At 68.4% G+C, this 19380-nt stretch carries 19 protein-coding genes; 15 read left to right on the forward strand and 4 right to left on the reverse strand.

All coding sequences use genetic code 11. The features are described from left to right. The 10 genes from OS124_RS28185 to OS124_RS0111640 all read left to right on the forward strand — a co-directional run. A partial coding sequence (locus OS124_RS28185) for an ABC transporter ATP-binding protein (RefSeq protein ID WP_010139800.1) occupies positions 1-873 on the forward strand: 873 nt, incomplete at its 5' end. Next, positions 854-1582 (forward strand): DUF1868 domain-containing protein, encoded by a 729-nt coding sequence (locus OS124_RS0111600; RefSeq protein WP_010139801.1) that lies wholly within the window; start codon positions 854-856, stop codon positions 1580-1582. The genes OS124_RS28185 and OS124_RS0111600, both read left to right, overlap by 20 nt. Positions 1583-1593: 11 nt before the next feature. Beyond that, positions 1594-2469, forward strand: coding sequence for an inositol monophosphatase family protein (locus tag OS124_RS24455; RefSeq protein WP_083834607.1), 876 nt, complete (start codon positions 1594-1596; stop codon positions 2467-2469). Positions 2470-2619: 150 nt separating this feature from the next. After that, the gene (locus OS124_RS24460; protein ID WP_010139803.1) at positions 2620-3363 is read left to right on the forward strand and encodes a glutathione S-transferase family protein; all 744 of its coding nucleotides are present in this window, start codon (positions 2620-2622) and stop codon (positions 3361-3363) included. Beyond that, the gene (locus tag OS124_RS0111615) at positions 3360-5018 is read left to right on the forward strand and encodes an alkaline phosphatase family protein (protein ID WP_010139804.1); all 1659 of its coding nucleotides are present in this window, start codon (positions 3360-3362) and stop codon (positions 5016-5018) included. The genes OS124_RS24460 and OS124_RS0111615 overlap by 4 nt, the downstream gene beginning before the upstream one ends. Before the next feature lie 150 nt (positions 5019-5168). After that, positions 5169-6770, forward strand: coding sequence for a bifunctional 3-(3-hydroxy-phenyl)propionate/3-hydroxycinnamic acid hydroxylase MhpA (mhpA, locus tag OS124_RS0111620; protein WP_010139805.1), 1602 nt, complete (start codon positions 5169-5171; stop codon positions 6768-6770). Positions 6771-6818: 48 nt separating this feature from the next. Further along, positions 6819-7352 carry a TRAP transporter small permease gene (locus tag OS124_RS0111625; protein WP_010139806.1) on the forward strand — a complete coding sequence of 178 codons (534 nt, stop codon included), beginning with the start codon at positions 6819-6821 and terminating at the stop codon, positions 7350-7352. 27 nt (positions 7353-7379) lie between these two features. Continuing rightward, the gene (locus OS124_RS0111630) at positions 7380-8681 is read left to right on the forward strand and encodes a TRAP transporter large permease (protein ID WP_010139807.1); all 1302 of its coding nucleotides are present in this window, start codon (positions 7380-7382) and stop codon (positions 8679-8681) included. A 106-nt stretch (positions 8682-8787) separates the two neighbouring features. After that, positions 8788-9795 carry a TRAP transporter substrate-binding protein gene (locus OS124_RS0111635; RefSeq protein WP_010139808.1) on the forward strand — a complete coding sequence of 336 codons (1008 nt, stop codon included), beginning with the start codon at positions 8788-8790 and terminating at the stop codon, positions 9793-9795. Positions 9796-9858: 63 nt separating this feature from the next. Further along, positions 9859-10461: a nuclear transport factor 2 family protein gene (locus tag OS124_RS0111640; protein WP_010139809.1), complete on the forward strand. Its 603-nt coding sequence runs from the start codon at positions 9859-9861 to the stop codon at positions 10459-10461. Here OS124_RS0111640 and OS124_RS0111645 read toward each other — a convergent pair. Then, a complete protein-coding gene (locus OS124_RS0111645; RefSeq protein WP_040607085.1) occupies positions 10458-11228 on the reverse strand; it encodes a helix-turn-helix domain-containing protein in 771 nt (256 codons plus the stop codon). The two genes, OS124_RS0111640 and OS124_RS0111645, sit on opposite strands and share 4 nt — an antisense overlap. Before the next feature lie 182 nt (positions 11229-11410). On the opposite strand from OS124_RS0111645, the gene OS124_RS0111650 reads away from it, so the two are divergent. From OS124_RS0111650 to OS124_RS0111660, 3 genes are all read left to right on the forward strand, one after another. Next, on the forward strand, positions 11411-12391 hold the full coding sequence (locus OS124_RS0111650; protein ID WP_010139812.1) for a VOC family protein: 981 nt from the start codon (positions 11411-11413) through the stop codon (positions 12389-12391). Between the two features lie 64 nt (positions 12392-12455). Continuing rightward, positions 12456-13442, forward strand: coding sequence for an NAD(P)H-quinone oxidoreductase (locus OS124_RS0111655; protein WP_040607086.1), 987 nt, complete (start codon positions 12456-12458; stop codon positions 13440-13442). Positions 13443-13549: 107 nt separating this feature from the next. Beyond that, positions 13550-14395 (forward strand): fumarylacetoacetate hydrolase family protein, encoded by an 846-nt coding sequence (locus OS124_RS0111660; RefSeq protein WP_010139814.1) that lies wholly within the window; start codon positions 13550-13552, stop codon positions 14393-14395. Positions 14396-14702: 307 nt separating this feature from the next. Here OS124_RS0111660 and OS124_RS0111665 read toward each other — a convergent pair whose 3' ends face one another. Next, on the reverse strand, positions 14703-15023 hold the full coding sequence (locus OS124_RS0111665; RefSeq protein ID WP_010139815.1) for an ArsR/SmtB family transcription factor: 321 nt from the start codon (positions 15021-15023) through the stop codon (positions 14703-14705). A gap of 114 nt (positions 15024-15137) precedes the next feature. Between OS124_RS0111665 and arsB the strand changes: the two genes are divergently transcribed. Together arsB and OS124_RS0111675 are read left to right on the forward strand one after the other, a co-directional pair. Beyond that, positions 15138-16178 carry an ACR3 family arsenite efflux transporter gene (gene arsB / locus OS124_RS0111670; protein ID WP_029375377.1) on the forward strand — a complete coding sequence of 347 codons (1041 nt, stop codon included), beginning with the start codon at positions 15138-15140 and terminating at the stop codon, positions 16176-16178. Between the two features lie 182 nt (positions 16179-16360). After that, on the forward strand, positions 16361-17638 hold the full coding sequence (locus OS124_RS0111675) for an MFS transporter (RefSeq protein WP_010139817.1): 1278 nt from the start codon (positions 16361-16363) through the stop codon (positions 17636-17638). A gap of 78 nt (positions 17639-17716) precedes the next feature. Here the strand turns inward: OS124_RS0111675 and OS124_RS0111680 are convergent, their stop codons facing one another. Both OS124_RS0111680 and dctP read right to left on the reverse strand, forming a co-directional pair. Beyond that, positions 17717-18910: a M20 metallopeptidase family protein gene (locus tag OS124_RS0111680; RefSeq protein ID WP_010139818.1), complete on the reverse strand. Its 1194-nt coding sequence runs from the start codon at positions 18908-18910 to the stop codon at positions 17717-17719. Between the two features lie 92 nt (positions 18911-19002). After that, positions 19003-19380: TRAP transporter substrate-binding protein DctP (dctP, locus tag OS124_RS0111685; protein WP_010139819.1), on the reverse strand; the 378-nt coding region annotated here is incomplete at its 5' end.

Below are 19380 nucleotides of genomic sequence, written 5' to 3' on the forward strand. Positions count from 1 at the left end.
CGCCTTGCCATGGTGTTCCAGAACTACGCGCTCTATCCGCATATGAGCGTCGCCGAGAACATCGGCTACGCGCTGAAGGTCGCCGGGGTGAAGAAGCCCGAGCGCGCCGAGCGGGTCACGGCGGCCGCGCGCATCGTCGAGCTGGGAGACTATCTCGATCGCCGCCCCGGCCAGCTGTCGGGCGGGCAGCGCCAGCGCGTCGCCATCGCCCGGGCCGTGGTGCGCGAACCGCAGGTGCTGCTCTACGACGAGCCGCTTTCGAACCTGGATGCCAAGCTGCGCCACGACATGCGGATGGAGCTGGCGGGGCTGCACCGGCGCATTGGCGCCACCTCGGTCTTCGTCACCCATGACCAGGTCGAGGCGATGACCCTGGCAGACCGGATCATGGTGCTGAACAAGGGACGGATCGAGCAGTTCGATACGCCCGAGGCGATCTACCATCGCCCGGCCTCCACCTTCGTTGCAGGGTTCATCGGCTCTCCGTCGATGAACCTCGTCGACGTCATCGGCGAAGGCGGCGTGCTGCGCCTTTCCGACGGCACCGCCCTGGCGGCCCATCCCCACCGGGGGCCCGCGATCTTGGGCATCCGTCCCGAGCAGGTCGTGCCTGCCCCCGAGGGTGTCCCCGCTGAACTGACCTACTGCGAAGACCTCGGCGCCTACGCCGTGGCGACCCTGCGCCTGCCCGACGGCTCGACGCTGCGCATGTCCACGCCGCTTGGCCAGCGCGCTGCGCTCTCGGGGCGGCTGCACCTGTCGCTGCCGGCCGGGGCGCTGCATCTCTTCGACCCGACCACCGGTCTTGCCCTGCAGGCTGCCGGACAGACATTCCAGACCAAGAAAGACCACCATGACCACCTTCCGTCCTGATCCCGTCGATCATCTCACCGGCCGCGCCTATCCGGGGGCCGGGCAGCCGTCCGGCATCTCCGCGCCCGGCGAGGGGGGCAAGTTCACCGCCGAGGGCCGGATGCTGGTCTGGCCGGGCAACACGATGATCTGCCATATCGATCCCGAGAGCGACGCCCATGCCGCGCTGGTCGATATCCAGGCAGGGCTGAAGGCCGGTCCGCATGGGGGCAGCTTCACCTTCCTGCCGGCCGAGTCGCTGCACATGACTGTCTTCCAGGGCATCTCGGGGCCCGATGCCAACCGTTTCGACTGGCCCGCCGGTGTCGACAGGGACGCGACGCGCAACCAGGTGACCGCCGTGCTGAAGGCGCGCCTCGCAGGGATCTCGCTGCCGCAGTCCAGACGTATCCGCGCGCTCGAGATCTTCGCCGGCCATTCGATGACGGTCGATGGCATCGGTCCCGATGAAGAGGGGCTGCGCGAGACCCGCGCGCGGCTGAGCGAGGTCACGGGCATCGACCCGAAGGGCTTCGAGACCTATACCTTCCACATTTCGCTGGCCTACCTGCTGCACTGGCTGAGCGAAGAGGTCGCGCGCGAGGTCATCGCGCTGTCCGAGGCGCTGTTTGCAGAACACGGGCCGCGCCTGCAGGACATCCGCCTGGGCCGGGTAGAGCTGTGCAACTTCGAGCACATGCACCATTTCGAGCCCCTGCAACTGCTGTGAGGACCGAGACCATGACGACAGAGGCCCGGGGAACCGGAGAGGGCACGGGCGGCCCGGACGCACCCGCAGGTGTGAGCGCGGCCGAGGCCGACGCGCTGGTGGCGCTGGTCCGCAGGGTGGGGCAGCAGATCATCCTGCCCCGCTTCCGTCGCCTCGCCCCGGGCGAGATCGAGACGAAGTCCGATCCGAGCGATCTGGTCACGATCGCTGACCGCGAGGCCGAGGCGGCGCTTGCGGCAGGCGCCAGGGACATCCTGCCCGGTTGCGCCGTGGTCGGCGAAGAGGCCGTGGCGGAGGATCCGACCCTGCTCGGGACCATCGCCGGGTCAGAGACCTGCGTCATCCTCGATCCGGTTGACGGGACCTTCAACTTTGCCCGCGGACTGGCCGTGTTCGGGGTCATCCTTGCGGTCACGAGGCAGGGTCAGACGGTGTTCGGCCTGCTCTACGATCCGGTGCTGGACGACTGGGTCATGGCGCATCGTGGGGGCGGTGCCGAACATGTCGCGGCGACGGGGACAAGGCGGCGCCTCTCGGTGCGACGGGGTGTCGAGATCCCTCAGGCGGAAGGCATGGTGCCGCTGGATCTCTACGGCGGTGCGCGACGGACCCGTCTCATGGGCGCCTTCGAGGCCGTGCGCAGTGTCCGTTCGCTGCGCTGCTCCTGCCACGAATACCGGATGCTGGCGATGGGACAGGCGGACTTCGTGGTGAACGGGTCCCTCAACCCCTGGGATCATGCCGCCGGCGTGCTGGTGCTCGAAGAGGCGGGGGGCTGTGTCCTGGTCGATGGAACGTCCAGCTATCGCCCGACGATGAGGACGGGCCGCCTCACTGCAGCAACGGGCAAGGAGCTGACCGCGACGCTCGCCGCGGTGGAGTGGTAGCAGTGGCGTGCTGAAGGCACCGGGGCGCCTGAGCGTCCCGGCCTCCGGCACCCTGTCCCGGTCCGTCAGGGCTGTGGATCGGCCCGGGCTTCCTGTCCGGGCGGCCTCAGCCCGTCCGCGCTGTTCGTCAGGCGGACAGATGGCGGCGGGATGTCCAATCGCACTCTCCGCTTTGCCATCCTGAAGGCCTGCCGCGGTCTCGGGCCTGTCACGGGTCTAGGCCTGTCGCCCGGCAAGGGGCGCGATGCGCTGCGCTGGAGGATCGCGATGCTGGAGTTCTATCACTCGCCGGGAAGCTGTTCGAACGGCATACTGTTGCTGCTGCATGAGCTGGGGGCGTCGTTCGACCTGCATCTGGTCGATGTCCGCAAGGGCGAGCAGAGGGCTCCGGCCTATCGGCAGGCCAATCCCAAGGGCAAGGTTCCGGCCCTTGGCCTGCCCGGCGGTGGCGTGCTGACCGAGTTCCCGGCGATTGCCGTCTGGCTGGCCGCGCATCACCCGGATGCCGGGCTATGGCCCGCTGACCGGATGGCGCAGGCGCGCCTTGTCGAGGCGCTCGATTTCATGATCGGTTCGGTCCACATGCGCGGCTTCACCTTCGTGAAGCTGCCGCAGAAGTTCCTTTCGGACCCGGAAGGGCAGGCCGCCCTGCGCGCCCATGGCCGCGACGAGGTCTCGCGCGGGCTGGATCTGCTGTCGGACCAGATGGGGCAGGGGGACTACCTGCTGGGCGAATTCTCCATCGCCGATACGGCGCTGTTCTTCCTGCTTTGCTGGGCGGAGGAGGAGGGCTTCGCGATGCCGCCGAATCTTGCGGCCTGCCTCGCGCGCCTCAGGGCGCGTCCCGCCTGCCGGGCCGCCGCCCCGATGCTGCGCCGCCGGGTCTCCGCATGAGACAGGCGCGCAATATCCTCTTCGTGATGTTCGACCAGCTGCGCTGGGATTACCTGTCCTGCTACGGCCATCCGACCCTGAAGACCCCGCATATCGACCGGCTGGCGGCGCGGGGTGTCCGCTTCACCCGCGCCTATGTGCAGGCGCCGCTCTGCGGGCCGTCGCGGATGTCGACCTATACCGGGCGCTACGTCCACAGCCACGGGGCCAGCTGGAACGCCACGCCGCTGAAGGTGGGCGAGCAGACCATGGGCGATCATCTCCGCCGTGCGGGCATGGACTGCTGGCTGGTCGGCAAGACCCACATGGCCGCCGATGCCGAGGGCATGGCCCGGCTGGGGCTGGAACCCGACAGCGTGATCGGCGCGCGGGTCGCCGAATGCGGCTTCGACGTCTTCGAGCGCGACGACGGCATGCGCGCGGTCGGCCCCGATGGGCCGCTGAAGGAGCCCGGCGGCACTGCCTATGACGCCTACCTCGCCGCGCGCGGCTACCCGGGCGACAACCCCTGGCACGACCATGCGAATTCCGGCGTCGATGCCGCGGGCAACGTGCTGTCGGGCTGGTTCATGCAGAACGCGGGCGAGGCGGCGAATATCGAAGAGCCGGACAGCGAGACCCCCTATCTCACCCGCCGCGGCATGGAGTTCATCGAGGGCCGTGGCGAGGCACCCTGGCTCTGCCATCTCAGCTATATCAAGCCGCATTGGCCCTATATCGTGCCTGCGCCCTACAACGACATGTACGGGCCCGGCGATGTGTTGCCGCCCAATCGCAGCGCCGCCGAATACGACAATGCCCACCCGGTGCTGAAGGCCTTCATGACCACCCCCGTAGGCCAGGCCTTCGCCCGTGACGACGTGCGCGAGGCGGTGATCCCCGCCTACATGGGCCTGATCAAGCAATGCGACGACCAGATGGGGCTGCTCTTCGACTGGCTGGAGAAGACGGGCCGGATGGAGGACACGATGATCGTGCTGACCTCCGATCATGGCGACTTCCTTGGCGATCACTGGATGGGCGAAAAGACCTTCTTCCAGGATGCGGCCGTGAAGGTGCCGCTGATCATCTACGATCCCTCACCCGAGGCCGATGCCACGCGGGGCACGACCTGCGACGAACTGGTCGAGGCCATCGACCTTGCGCCGACCTTCGTGGACGTGGCGGGTGGAACTGTGCCCGAGCATGTGCTGGAAGGGCATTCGCTGTTGCCGCTGCTGCACGGGGCAGGGGGATGGGAGCGCGACCGGGTGATCTGCGAATACGATTTCGCCGCCACGCCACTGGCCGACCGCCTCGGGCTCTCGGTCCGCGAGGCGGTGATGTTCATGGTCGCCGACACGCGCTGGAAGCTGATCCATTGTGAAGGGGACTTCCCGCCGCTTCTTTTCGATCTCGAGAACGATCCGGACGAGTTGGTCGATCTGGGGCGGGACCCGGCCCATGCGGAGGTGGTCGCGCAGATGTACGCCAAGCTGCATGCATGGACCCGCCGCGTGGCACAGCGCACCACCCGTACCGAGGAACAGCTGGTCGAGCTGCGCAAGACCCTGCGGCGGCGCGGCGTGGTGCTGGGCGTCTATGACGAGAACGACGTGCCGCTGGATCTGACCGTGGCGTATCGCGACCGCAAGGCACCCGACAGGCGGGGCTGAGCCTGCGCAGAGCGTCCCGGGCGTCCACTCTGCGAACAGCCTGTCCCCGCCAATGGCCCCTGAAAGGGTGGCGGGGGAGAAAGGGAAAGCCTCCCGGCACTGCCTCAAGGGCCTGCCAGGAGCGAGAGCCGACAGCGAAAGGTAGAAGCGATGTCCCCATTCCCGACCGAGGTGCCCGTGGTGATCGTGGGCGCAGGCCCGACCGGGCTGACCACGGCCAACCTGCTGGCCCGCTACGGTGTCGACTGCCTGCTGCTGGAACGCGACGGCGGCCCGATGAACCTGCCGCGCGCCATCGTCATCGACGACGAGGGGGCACGGGTGCTGCAGGTCTTCGGGCTGGACCGCACCTATCTGAAGGGCACGATGGAGGGCATCGGCTCGCGCTACTACGATGACGCGGGCAATTGCTTTGCCGAAACCGGGCGCGGCCCGCGCAACTTCGGCTTCGCCAAGCGCCAGTTCATCTTCCAGCCCGAGCTGGAAGCGGCCCTGCGCGACCGTCTTGAGGAACAGGCCCCCGGCACCCTGCGCTTCGGTGCCGAGGTGACGGAGATCCGGCAGGAGGGTGACACCGCGCTGGTCACCGTCACTGATCCTGATGGCCGCCGGCACCAGATCCGCACCGGCTGGGTGCTCGCCTGCGACGGCGGCCGCAGCCCGATCCGCGAGAGCCTCGGCATCCCGATGTCGGGCAATACCTACGAAGAGGACTGGATCGTCGTCGACACACGCAACGATCCCGATGACTCGCTCTTTTCCAAGTTCTTCTGTTCCGACGTGCGGCCCACCGTCTCGGTTCCCGCGCCCAATGGCGGGCGGCGTTACGAGTTCATGCTGCTGCCGGGCGAAACCCGCGAGCAGGCGATGAGCGACGAGATGCTCTCGGGGCTGATGGCGCCGCTGCGGCCCTGGCGCCCCGAGGACATCATTCGCCGCACGGTCTATACCTTCCATGCCCGCATGGCCGAGCAGTTCCGCGCCGGACGTATCCTGCTGATGGGGGATGCGGCGCACCTGACGCCGCCCTTTGCAGGGCAGGGGATGAACGCGGGCCTGCGTGATGCCCACAACGTCGCCTGGAAGGTCGCGGTCCATGTTCTCGGCGGGGCGGCTGACCGGCTGGACAGCTACGAGGCCGAGCGCCGCGCGCCAGCCTGGGACATGATCCAGCTGGCCGTGGCCATGGGCTCGATCGTGATGCCTGCGGGGCGCGACCAGATCGTCTTCCGCGACCTTCTGCTGAAGGCGCTGCAGCCCTTCCCGAATGTCCGCGACTACCTGATCCAGATGCGCTTCAAACCGAAGCCGCGCTACCGGGCCGGGCTCTTCCTTGGCCTTGATGCGCCCGAGCTGGACGCCTCTCTGGTTGGCGAGATGATCCCCCAGCCCGAACTCGCAGGAGCGGCGCCTGGCCTGCTGGACGAGGCGCTTGGCCCTGGCTTTGCGCTGATCGCGCAGGATGGCGGGGGCGCGGCGGCGCTCGAGGCGCTGGAGCAGACCAGCCTGATGGGGTTGCCGCTGGCAAAGGTGGTTCTGGACACCACCGGATGCGGTGCGGGGCTTGTGCCCGCCGATGCCACCGTGGCGCGGCCCTTCCGCACCCATCGGGACCAGATCATGCTGATCCGTCCGGACCGCTACTGCGCCGCCGCCGTGGCGCCCGGGGCGCTTGGACAGATGCTGAAGGACTACGCTGCCGCGCTTGGCGGCGCGACCACCGGACGGCAGGTGGAACGCCTGACCGCCTGAGATCCGCGCGGCGGGGAGGCCGCGCGGCACACATAGGGAGGAGAGACGATGAACATGGTCTGGAACAGATCCATGTCCCTGGCCCGTGGCCTGGCTTTGCTGGGTTTCGTGGGGCTTCTTGTACTTGCGCTGATGACCACGCTGGACGTGGGGCTGCGCTGGCTCTTCAAGGCGCCGATCCAGGGGGTGAACGATGTCAGCTCGGTCGTCATGGCCGTGGTGATCTCGGCCTGCATTCCGGCGAACCTCGCCATGAAGCAGAACATCCGGGTCGAGGTCTTCGGCGCGCTCGGCGGTCGCTGGCTGGACCGGCTGCTGGAGGTACTTTCCAGCGCGCTGACCATGGTCTTCATCCTGCTCATCGCCTGGCAGTTCGTGCCCTATGCGCTTTCGCTGCACGAGAACGGTGACCGCACCTGGGTGCTGGGCTGGCCGGTCTGGCCCTGGTGGAGCGTCGCCACGGTGATGGTCTGCCTCGCTGCCTTCGTGCAGGCCATGGTTCTGCTGCTCGACCTTATGGCGCTTTTCGGCGGGCAGGACCCGCACCGCCCGGAGACAGAGACCCCCGAGACCGCTGCCTGACCCAGCCCCAGCCAAGGACCAGACCCAATGGATCCCCTCATCCTCGCCCTTCTGGGCTGCGCAGCCATGATGTTGCTCATCGTGCTGCATGTGCCGATCGGCATTTCCATGGCCCTCGTCGGCGTGACGGGCTTTGCCCTTGTCGTCGGCTGGGGCCCCGCCCTGTCGCTGATGGCGACCGAACCCGCCTCGGCCATGAGTTCCCTGGATCTCGCCGTCATCCCGCTGTTCATGCTCATGGGCAGCCTTGCCGCCGCCGGCGGGCTGGCGACCGATGTCTACGACATGGCGGGCGCCCTTCTGGGCCATCGGCGCGGCGGGCTGGCGACCACCACCGTCGTCGCCAGCGCCGGTTTCGGCGCCATCTGCGGCTCGGGCGTGGCGACCACCGCCACCTTCGGGCGTGTCGCCATGCCCGAGATGCTGGCCCGCAACTACGCCCCGGGTGTCGCCGCCGGTGCCATCGCGGCGGGCGGGACGCTGGGCATCATCGTGCCGCCCTCGGCGATGATGATCCTCTATGCCGTGCTGACCGAGCAATCGGTGCTGGAGCTGTTCACCGCTGCCATCATCCCCGCCTTCCTTGCCGTCGCCTTCTACGCCGCCGCCGTGCAGGCCATGGTCTGGCGCAACCCGGACGCCGCGCCGAAATCCCCCCGCCTGCCGCTGAAGGAGCGGCTGGCCGCCATCGGGCGTGCCTGGGGGGTGATCCTGCTGGCGGTGGTGGTGCTGGGCGGGATCTACTCGGGCATCTTCACGGTGAACGAGGCCGCCGCCATCGGCGTGGTGATCGCCTTCTTCTTCGCGCTGCTGCGCCGCCGCCTCGACCGGCGCACCTTCCTGCGGGTCATGGCCGAGGCCAGCGGCTCGACCGCGATGATCTACATCATGGTCTTCGGCGCGACGATCTTTTCCTACTTCATCTCGGTCACCGGAGGCGCGGCCTACCTGGTCGACCTGATCTCGTCGGCCTCGGTGCATCCGCTGAGCGTGATCTTCGGCATCCTGCTTCTCTATATCCTGCTCGGGGCCTTCTTCGACGAGGTCGCGGCCATGGTCATCACGCTGCCCTTCGTGATCCCGGTGATCCAGGGGCTGGGCTACGACCTGGTCTGGTGGGGGATCATCAACGTGGTGGTGATCGGCATCGGCATGATCACCCCGCCGATCGGCATCAACGTGATGCTACTGAATTCGATGTACCGCGATATCCGCATCACCACGATCTACCGCGGCATCATGCCCTTCCTCTGCGCCGATCTGCTGCGGCTGGCAGTGCTGGTGCTGTTCCCGCCGCTGACGCTCTGGCTGCCGTCGGTGCTGGGATGAGACCCGCGGAGTCTGTCTGCCAGGCGGACATTTCCGGCAGGCCCGTCGAGCGCGGGCCTGCCCGGGGCCAAGCTTTGAGGCGCAAACACGCGAATGGGAGGACACCATGAAACTTACCAAGATTGCCCTGGCAGCGCTGCTGGCCAGCGGTCTGGCGGGCGCGGCCCAGGCCGAGGTCCTGCGCTTTTCCAGCTTCGAGCCGCCGGTGGCCCATGTCACCAAGAACATCCTCACCCCCTGGGCGGAGGAGGTGAACGCGGCCTCGGGCGGAGACCTAAACATCCAGATCTTCCCGGGCGGCACTCTGGGCCGCAACCCGGCGCAGCAGCTGAAGCTGGTCGAGGACGGCGTGGCCGATATCGCCTGGGTGATCCCCGGCTACACTCCCGGCCGCTTCAACGAGGGCACGGTCGCCGAGCTGCCCTTCCTGGTGCCCAGCTCCGAGGTCGGTTCGGCCGCCATGTGGTCGCTCTACGAGGACGGTGTGTTCAAGGGGGACTACGAGGACTTCAAGCTGATCGGCGTCATGGTCTCTGCGCCCAACGGGCTGGCGAGCACGGTCGAGATCACCGGGCCGGCGGATCTGAAGGGGCAGAATCTGCGCGCGCCGGGGCCGACCATGCTGTCGGCGATCAAGTCGCTCGAGGCCGTGCCGGTCGGCGGCATCACCGGACCGACCCTGGCCGAAAGCGCCAGCCGGGGGCTGATCGCGGGCACCTTGACCCAGTTCGGTGCCATCGAGACCTTCCGCTTGGGGGACGTGATCTCGCACTACGTCGACCTGCCTCTCGGCGCGACGCCGATGCTGATCGTGATGAACCAGGCCAAGTACGACAGCCTTTCGGACAAGGCCAAGGCCGCCATCGATCAGCATTCCGGGGCTGCCTTCTCGGCCCGCTTCGGGGCCTCCTTCGATGCCAATGTCGCCGAGGCGCGCGCGCGCATCCTGGCCGAGAACGACATCGCCGTGCTGGAGCCAGATGCCGCGCTGAGCGCCAAGTGGGAAGAGGCCATGGCCGTCGCCACCGCCGACTGGATCGCCGCGACGGACAACGGCCAGGCCATCTACGACGCCTTCCGGGCCGGGATCGCCGAGGCCTCTGCGGCCAACTGATCCCTCGGGTCATCCCTCCGGCGGCGCGGTCTTCGCGCTGCCGGTTCCTTTTGTGAGGACAGCATGCAGCGCACGCATGATATCATCGAGATCAGCCAGCTGATCCAGGCCTGGGGCCATTGCCGCGACCAGGGCCGCTGGGATGATCTGGCCGCGATCTTCACCGAGGACGGCACCATCAGCGTCACCTGGTTCTCGGGCCCGTTCCGCGATTTCGTCGACGCCTCGCGCCGGATGCACCAGCCGCGCGGTCCTCGGGTCAAGCACCTGATCGGCCAGCCCGTCGTGCAGTTGAACGGCACCCGCGCGCTGGCCGAAACCAATGTCCAGATCCTCGGCCGTTTCGACATCGCGGGCACGCCGGTCGATTACACCAGCTACGCGCGCTTCCTCGACAGGCTGGAGCTTGGCGCAGGCGGCTGGCAGATCCGCCACCGCGAGGCCGTTTATGAAAAGGACCGGCTGGACCCGGTGGTCCCTGGCGCGGATTTCACCCGGTTCATGGCCGAGACCGATTTCTCTGACCTGCCTGAACCCTTCCGCTATCTCGGGTATCGTCTGCTCAGCGCGGGACGGGCCCTGCATCCGGGCATCCTGTCTGACGGCGCACCCGAGGCCGAGGCCGCGCTGGCCGGGGCCCAGGACTGGCTGGCAGGATCGGCCTAGCCCAGTTCCCTCAGCCCGTCCGAGATCCGCGCCGCGCTGTCCAGCAGCTTCTGGCGGTACATCTCCAGCGCCGTCTCGAAGCTCAGGGCGCTGGCGGTCCAGATGATGGTCAGGCAGGCAATCACCCGCTCGCCGCGCCGGATCGGGGCCGAGATGCTCTGGGTGGCCAGCCGGTAGCCTTCCTTGCGGTAGCCGACACCGAGGCGCCGGGTCTCCTCCAGAATGCGCTCAAGCGGGCCATCATGTTGGACGTAGGGCGGGGCGATACCCAGCTGGGCGCGCATTCCGGCCAGGGTCTGGCGGCGCTCTTCCTCGGGCGAGAAGGCCAGGTAGGCGCGCCCGCCAGCGGTTTCAAGCACCGGGAGTTTCAGCCCGACCATGCCGTGGTCGATGGAATAGGGGCTGATGTTGTGGGTCGACTCGCGGATCTCCATCTGGTGGTCGTTGAACACCACGAGATCGAGCGGCCAGAGGATGTCCCGCCCCAGTCGGACCATCTCGGGCACGGCGCTCTGCGTCACCCAGTCCTCGTCCCGGTAGCCGGAGCTCAGCGACTTGGCCTGCAGCGTCAGCCGCCACTTGTCCGAGGAGTGATCGCGGATGACGAAGCCCAGCCCTTCGAGCGTTTCCAGCAGGCGGTAGACGGTGGGGCGCGGGATCTCGGTCGCGGCGGCGATCTCGGCGGCCTTGAGGCCGTTGCGCTGGTTGATCACCTGCAGCACGCGCAACCCGCGCTCAAGTGATCTGACTGATCCGAAACCCGACATGGCCGTGCCTCCTTCTCCGACCGGAACGCTAGCGCCGCCCCCCCGAAGCGGCAAGGCGTGGCGGCAGGATCTGTCCGCTGGCCGGACAGCGGCAAGGGGGGGCGGGCCTCGTGGCGGGGCAGGGCCTAGCCTTGCGGCAACGGGGCGCCACTGCGCCCGCAGGCGTCAGGGGAGAGAGGCAGATGGCACTCACATCGCTGGGATATATCGGCATCCGGTCCGCCCGGACCGAGGACTGGAGCGGCTTTGCCACCGGCCTTCTGGGCATGCAGCAGGTGGATCGCGGCGGCAGCAGCCGCGCCTTCCGCATGGACGACCGCAAGCAGCGCCTGCTGGTCACCGGCGACGGCGACGAGGGGCTGGATTTCCTCGGCTGGGAGGTCGACAGCCCGGAAGAGCTGGACCGCCTCGCCAGCCGTCTGGAAAACGCGGGTCACGCGGTGAGGCTGGAAGGCGCGGCGCTGGCCGATCAGCGGTTGGTGAGCCGGCTGATCTCGTTCAAGGATCCCGACGGCAACCATATCGAGGTGTTCTGCAAGCCGCAGATCGCCAGCGATCCCTTCCAGCCCGGCCGCCCGATCTCGGGCTTCAAGACCGGCACGCTGGGGATGGGGCACGCGGTGCTGCATGTCGCCGATGTCGAGGGGCTGCTGCCCTTCTACCGCGACCTGCTGGGGTTCAGCGTCACCGACTACGGGCGCACGCCCTTTCCGCTGTACTTCTTCCACCTGAACGGACGCCATCACAGCTTCGCCATGGTCGGCTCGGGCCGCAAGGGGCTGCACCATTTCATGGTCGAGCTGCAGGCGCTGGACGACGTCGGGCAGGGCTATGACCTGGCCGAGGCCGAGGAGGGACGGGTGGCCTACACCCTCGGCCGCCATTCCAACGACCACATGCTGAGCTTCTATGCCAACAGCCCCTCGGGTTTCTTCGTCGAATACGGCTGGGGCGCGCGGGTGATCGAGCCCGAGACCTGGGAGCCGCACGAGACCACCGACGGCCCCAGCTACTGGGGCCACGAGCGGGTACACATGCCCGAGGGCGACCCGGGTCGCGAGCGGCTGCGCGAGATGCGCATGGATGCCGCGCGGCGCGGCGTGCGGGCCGCTGATCCGGTTCCGAACTGCGCCTGGCTCGATGCCGTGGTACGACAGGAATAGCCAAGTTTTTCGTCCCCTTCCCAGACCGATCCAAAGGAGGCGCGGGCCTGCCCGCGTGTGCCCCATGAGCCATCCCAAAGAACAGACCGCCGTTGTCATCTCGCAGCCCGGCGGCCCCGAGGTCCTGCTGCCTGCGCAGGTGCGGGTGCCCGAGCCCGGCCCGGGTCAGCTGCTGATCCGCGTTGTCGCCGCCGGGGTGAACCGTCACGATTGCCTGCAAAGGGCGGCGGGCGTCCATCATGACGGCTCTCCCGTGCCCGGGCTCGAAGCCGCCGGAGAAGTCGTCGCCATCGGCGCAGGCGTCACCGATGTCGCCCCCGGCGACCGGGTGATGGTCCTTCTCCAGGGTGGCGGCTATGCGCAATATGCGCTGGCCGAGGCCGCCGTCACCATGCCCATCCCCGAGGGGATGGAGATGGTCGAGGCGGCGGCGCTGCCCGAAGCGCTCTTCACCGCATGGTGGAATTTCTTCTTCCTGATGACCCTTCGCCCCGAGGATTTCGCCCTGATCCATGGCGGCACCAGCGGCGTGGGCCACCTCGCGCTGCAGGCCCTCTCGGCCCTTGGCTATCGGGTGCTGGCCACCGCCGGCAGTGCCGCCAAGGTCGAGGCGGCGCGCGGCTTCGGCGCCATGGCCGCCTTCAACTACCGTGACGAGGGCTTGGCCGAGGCCGTGCTTGAGGCGACGGGCGGGCAGGGGATCGGTGCGCTGCTGGATGTCTCGGCGGGCGCGCACCTGGCGCAGGACCTGGCAATGATGGCACCGGATGGCTGTATCGCGCATCTGTCCGCCGGGGGTGGGGCGGCCCTGTCGGTGCCGCTGCGGCCCCTGATGGCGAAACGCATACGGATCACCGGCTCGTTCCTGCGGCCGCTCGAGGCCTCGCGGAAGGCAGAAGTGGCGCTGCGCCTGCGTCGTGAAGTCTGGCCCCTGCTGGGGGCCAAGGTGCGAGCGACCATCGCCGCCAGCTACCCGCTTGAGCAGGCCTGCGAGGCGCATCGCGACATGGAGAAAGGCAGCCATATCGGCAAGTTCGTCCTTTTCACCTGAGCGCACCAGCCGCCCTTGTCCGCAGGACGGACAGTGCCGATCCTGGCCCGGCAGTGCTGCGGGGCCCGCGCTATCACCAATCGAAAGATCCAACCCGGAGCCGAACCATGCGTATCTCTTCCTATCTCCTGGCCGATGGCACGGCCTCTTATGGCCTTGTCGAGGGCGACCGCCTGCGCGACGCGGGCCCCAACCTGCGCGCCCGCCACGCCGACCTGCGGGCGCTGATCGCCGCGGGCGCGACCGGGGAGCTGGCCAAGGCCGAGGGCCCCGAGCTGGCGCTGTCCGAGGTCACCCTGCTGTCGCCGCTGCCCAATCCGGACAAGATCATCTGCATCGGTCTGAACTACATGACCCATATCCGGGAAACCGGCCGCGACAAGCCCGCCAAGCCCTCGATCTTTACCCGCTACCCGTCGTCTGTCGTTGGCCACGCCCAGCCGATGATCCGCCCCAAGGCCTCGGACTGGTTCGATTTCGAGGGAGAGCTGGCGGTGGTCATCGGCAAGCCCGGCCGTAATATCCCGGAAGAGAAGGCCTTCGATCATGTGGCGGGCTATTCCTGCTTCAACGACGGCTCGATCCGCGACTACCAGCGCCATACCTCGCAGTTCTGGGCCGGCAAGAACTTCACCGACAGCGGTGCCATGGGCCCCTGGCTGGTCACCGCAGACGAGCTGACCGACCCCGCCGCGCAGACGATGGAGACCCGGCTGAACGGCGAGGTGGTGCAGTCGACGCCGATCGGCGACCTGGCCTTCAGCATCCCCGAACTCATCGCCTATCTCTCGATCGTGACCGAGCTCCTGCCGGGAGACATCATTGCCACCGGCACGCCAAGCGGTGTCGGCCTGTTCCGCGAGCCGAAGCTGTTCATGAAGGATGGCGACCGGATCGAGGTCGAGATCTCGGGCATCGGCACCCTGTCGAACCCGATCCGCGACGAGGCCTGAGCCGCGCCGCCGCCGCGCGGTCCCGCAGGATCCGGTGTGCGGACGTGAGGCGATCTCTGGGGCTGCCCCGAGATCGCCGACCAGAGAGTGCCCGCCGGGTGCCTGGGCCTGCGGGGCCGGGACGCAGACGTCAGGCGCAGCCTGCGTGCCCTGTCCGGTTTGCTGCCCCGGCCTGCGCGCCGGTCAGCCGATTTGCTTGCTGTCTTGGCCGATGCAAGGGGGCGGGAGATGCCCGGGGTGTGCAGGCCCCGCCGGGGTCGCGGCGGAGCCCGGTCGCCTGGCCGGGGGCGCGAGGCCCTGAGGGCCGCTAGTCCGGCAGGGCGACGCCCGCGCAGGCAGCCTCATCGCCGCCGCAGCAATCCTCCAGCAGGAACCGGACGAGGCCGTTTACCGCCTCGAAGCGTGGCGCATACTGAATTTCGCGGTGCTGGCGTTCCGAGCTGACCAGCCCAGCCCGCTTCAGCGTCGCGAGATGCCCCGACAGGGTCGAGGGTTTGATATCCAGCAGACGTCCGACCTCCATCGCCGGCGTGCCCTCGGGGCCGCGCCTGACCAGCAGGCGAAAGATCTCGAGCCGCGTGTCATGGGCGAGGGCGCCGAAGGCGTCGATGGCTAAAGATTGCTCCATGTTTCGTCATTACGGGAAATGAGGCGTGTTGACAAGCAGGGCACGCCTGCTCTAGGCAGCTCTTAATTCGCGAATGGGCGAAATGACGAAGACATGACACGCCGGAGTCCGCAAATGTCCGATACCGCCGCCCCGGCCCCCATGGGCCGCTTCGAGCGCCTGCTGACCCTCTGGGTCGCGATGGCCATGGCGGCGGGGGTCGCCGTCGGGACCATGGCCCCCGGCCTCGTCAATGCCATTGCGGCGGCCGAGGTCGCCTCGATCAACCTCGTCGTGGCGGTGCTGATCTGGGCGATGGTCTATCCGATGATGGTCAGCGTCGATTTCGGTGCCGTTGCCGGAGTGGCGCGCCAGCCCCGCGGGCTGCTGGTCACCCTTGTCGTCAACTGGTTGGTCAAGCCGTTCACCATGGCCGCCCTCGCGGTGCTCTTCTTCGACCATGTCTTCGCGCCCTGGATCGCCCCCGAGGACGCGGCGCAATATGTCGCCGGCCTGATCCTGCTGGGCGCGGCCCCCTGCACGGCGATGGTCTTCGTCTGGAGCCAGCTGACCCGCGGCGACGCCACCTACACGCTGGTGCAGGTTTCTGTGAACGATCTTGTCATGGTGGTGGTCTTCGCGCCCATCGTGGCGCTGCTGCTCGGGGTGACAGAGATCGTCGTTCCCTGGAACACGCTGCTGCTGGCGACGCTGCTCTACGTGGTGCTGCCGCTGGTCGCAGGCCTGCTGACCCGCCGGGCCCTCGGGTCGCAACCGGCCATTGCCACCTTCACCGCCGGCATCAAGCCGCTGTCGATCCTCGGGCTGATCGCCACGGTTGCGATCCTGTTCGGCCTGCAGGGCAATACCATCCTCTCGCGGCCGGGGGTGATCGCGCTGATCGCCGTGCCGATCCTGATCCAGTCCTACGGCATGTTCGCCCTGGCCTATGGTGCGGCCTTCCTGCTGAAGGTGCCGCACCGGATCGCCGCGCCCTGCGCGCTGATCGGCACGTCGAATTTCTTCGAGCTGGCGGTGGCCGTGGCGATCAGCCTGTTCGGGCTGCATTCGGGGGCGGCCCTGGCCACCGTTGTGGGTGTCCTGGTCGAGGTGCCGGTGATGCTGTCGCTCGTGGCCATCGCGAACCGCACCCGCGACCGTTTCCCCGGGGCCTGATGCATGAGCAATCCCTTCCTCCTTCCCGCGCGGGGCGCCTGGCGCCCAAGGCGATCCTGGCGGGGCGCCCTCCTGCCTCTGGCCGACAGTCCCGGCGGGGCACACCAGCCGCCGTGGATCAGCGAGAGCCGGCACGCTGAAGGGGGCGACAGCTGCCCGACACTTCGGGCGCGGGTCCTCTGATGGCCGGTCTGGCGGCGGGGATCGACCGTGCCTTCGCTTTCATCGGGCTTCAGCCGCAGCGATTTGCCCTGGCGCATCCCGAACGGGCCGAGCGGCTTGCCTTCTGGTTGCTGGGCGTGGCGCAGACCGTTGGCTATGGCGCGTTCTACTACATCTTCGGGGCGCTGCTGCTGGCCTGGGAGGGGGCGCTGCCCTATGGCAAGGGCTGGCTGGCCTTTGCCTTCATGTGCGCGACGCTGACCGCAGCGGTCGTCTCGCCCTTCGCCGGGCGTCTGGTGGACGCGGGCAGGGGGCGCTGGTCGTTGACCGGAGGGCTGGCCGTCGGGGCCGCCGCGCTGCTGCTGCTGTCCGCCTCGCAGACCTACGCGATGTTCTTCCTGGCCTGGATCGGGCTGGGCGTGGCCGAGGGCCTCTGCCTCTACGAGGTCTGTTTCGCCTTCGTCACCCGCACCACCCACGAGCGCGCCCGCAAGGGGATCACGCGGATCACCCTTGTCGCGGGCTTCGCCTCGACCCTCGCCTATCCTGCCGGAGCCTTCCTGGCGGAGGCCCTGGGCTGGCGGGGGGCGGTGCTGTGCTTTGCCGGGGTGGTTGTCCTGGTCGGCCTGCCTGCGATCTTCGCCGGGGCCAGCATGCTGGAAGGCCGTTCCGGGGACGCCCCGGCGCCCGAGCGCAAGGCCGAAGATCAAGGGGCCTTCGCCGCCGCACGCGCTCGACCCGAATTCTGGCTGATCCTCGTCGCCTTCACGCTGATCGGACTGGCCTATGCCATGGTCATCACCCACGTCATGCCGATCCTGACGGACCGGGGGCTGAGCCTGGGCCAGGCGGTGCTTGCGGCCTCGCTGTTCGGGCCGATGCAGGTCGCCGGGCGCCTGGCCATGATGCTGGCGGGGGATCGGGTGACCGGGTCGACGGTGGCGGCGGTGTCCTTCGTCGGCGTGGCCTCGGCGATTGCCGTGCTGCTCTTCCTGGTGCCTGTCCTGCCGCGGGCCGGGTTCGCCTTCGCCCTGCTGTTCGGAGCGAGCTTCGGGGTGATCAGCATCCTGAAGCCCGTCGTGATGGCCGAGGTGCTGGGCCGCCGCGGTTTCGGCCAGATCGCGGGCTTCATGGCGGTGCCCTTCCTGATCGCCGGTGCGCTGGCGCCGCAGGTGGCCGCGCTGCTCTGGCGCATCTCGGGCTATGACCTGGCGCTGCTCGTGGCGCTTGGCTTGTCGGCCCTGGCGCTGGCGGCGCTGTCCCTGCTGATCCTGCGGGACCGGCGCCTGCCCCGGTGAACCGCGCCCGGATGGCCGATGCCGTCCCGCCCCGTTCCGGTTTGGCCCGCCCCGCCTGGCGGGCAGGGCGGACCAGTGTCAGGCCGCAGTGTCCATCAGAGAGAGCATCGCCAGGCTGAGCGCGCGCACGGCCGTCGGGATGCAGGCCTCGTCCAGATCGAAGTCACTGCGGTGCAACATCGTCTTGTGGTGTTCGAGCGCCGAGCCGATGCGCAGGTGCGCCGAGGGTTTGCGGCTGGCGAACTCGGCGTAGTCCTCGCTGCCCATCGAGCCCTGGGGCAGCTCGATGATCTTGGCCTCGCCCAGGATCTGGCGGGCAGAGACCAGCACCGGGTCGAGGATCGCGCGGTCATTGACCACGGGCGGGACGCCGGTGTGGAAGGTGGGCTCGATCTCGAGCCCGAATTGCGTGGCGACACCTGCGCATTGGGCCTGGATGGCCTCGCGGATCAGGCTGCGCACGGCGGGATCCTGGCTGCGGGTGGTGCCTTCGAGGCGGACACTGTCGGGGATCTGGTTGCGCGCGGTGCCGCCCTCGATGCGTCCGAAGGACAGCACGGCGGCCGAGAGCGGGGCGACCTGGCGGCTGACGATGCTCTGCAGCCCGCTGACAAGCGCCGCGGCCGCGACGATGGGATCCCGGGCAAGATGGGGATGCGCGCCGTGCCCGGAGGTGCCGCGGATCTCGATGTCGAAGGGGTCGGTCGAGGCGAAGGCGGTGGCCGGGTGCCAGCCGATGGTGCCACCGGGGATCAGCGGCCAGTTGTGATAGCCCAGGACGATGTCCGGGTCGCAGTGATCGAAGAGACCGTCCTCGAGCATCGCGCGGGCGCCGCCCAGGCTTTCCTCGGCGGGCTGGAAGATGAACATCGCCTTGCCGGGCAGGCTGCCGAGGCGGGACAGCACACGCACGACCCCGAGCAGGATCGCGGTATGGGCGTCATGGCCACAGGCATGGGACTTGCCGTCGACGGTCGAGACATAGTCGGGGGTGCCGGTCTCGTGGATCGGCAGGGCGTCGAAATCACCGCGCAGGGCGATCACCGGGCCCGAACCGTCACCGATGGTGGCGCAGAGGCCGGTCTTGCCGAAGCCGCCGGTCCAGCTGACGCCGAGCTTGTCCAGCTCGTCCTTGATCATCGCCGAGGTCTTGACCTCTTCGAAGGCCAGTTCGGGGTTCTGGTGCATCCAGCGGCGAATACCGATCAGCTCGTCGGTGATCTCGGCGGTGATGGCGTCGATCTGGGAGATCAGGTTGGTGGCGTCAGGCATGGTCTTCCTCGGACAAAGAGAGGGCGCCCCCCGGTGGCAGCACCGGGGAGGGCCCGTTTTCGGAAACGGTCGTCGGGGCTAAGGCCGCCGGGTCAGTTCGCGCCGATCTCGGCGATACGGGCGTAGACCTCCGCGCCCCAGGTCGCGGTGCCCAGCTCGTCGCGCACCGACTTGGTCGCCTCGATGAAGGGGGCCTTGTCGGGGTAGGTGACGGTGACACCGGCGGCTTCCATCTCGGCCAGGATCTTCTCCTGTTCCTGCGGCAGCAGGGCCTCGATGACGGCCGAGGACTCTTCGTTCGCGCGGACCATCAGGGCGCGATCCTCTTCGCTCAGCCCCTGCCAGAAGCTTTCCGAGACGGTCACATAGGCGGGCTTCACGATGTAGTCGATCATCGCCACGCCCTTCTGCACCTCGTGGAACTTCTGGGCGTAGATCGTCTCGATCGGGTTTTCCTGACCGTCGACGAT

The sequence above is a fragment of the Oceanicola sp. S124 genome (genome assembly GCF_000220565.1).
Taxonomy (GTDB): Bacteria; Pseudomonadota; Alphaproteobacteria; order Rhodobacterales; family Rhodobacteraceae; genus Pseudooceanicola.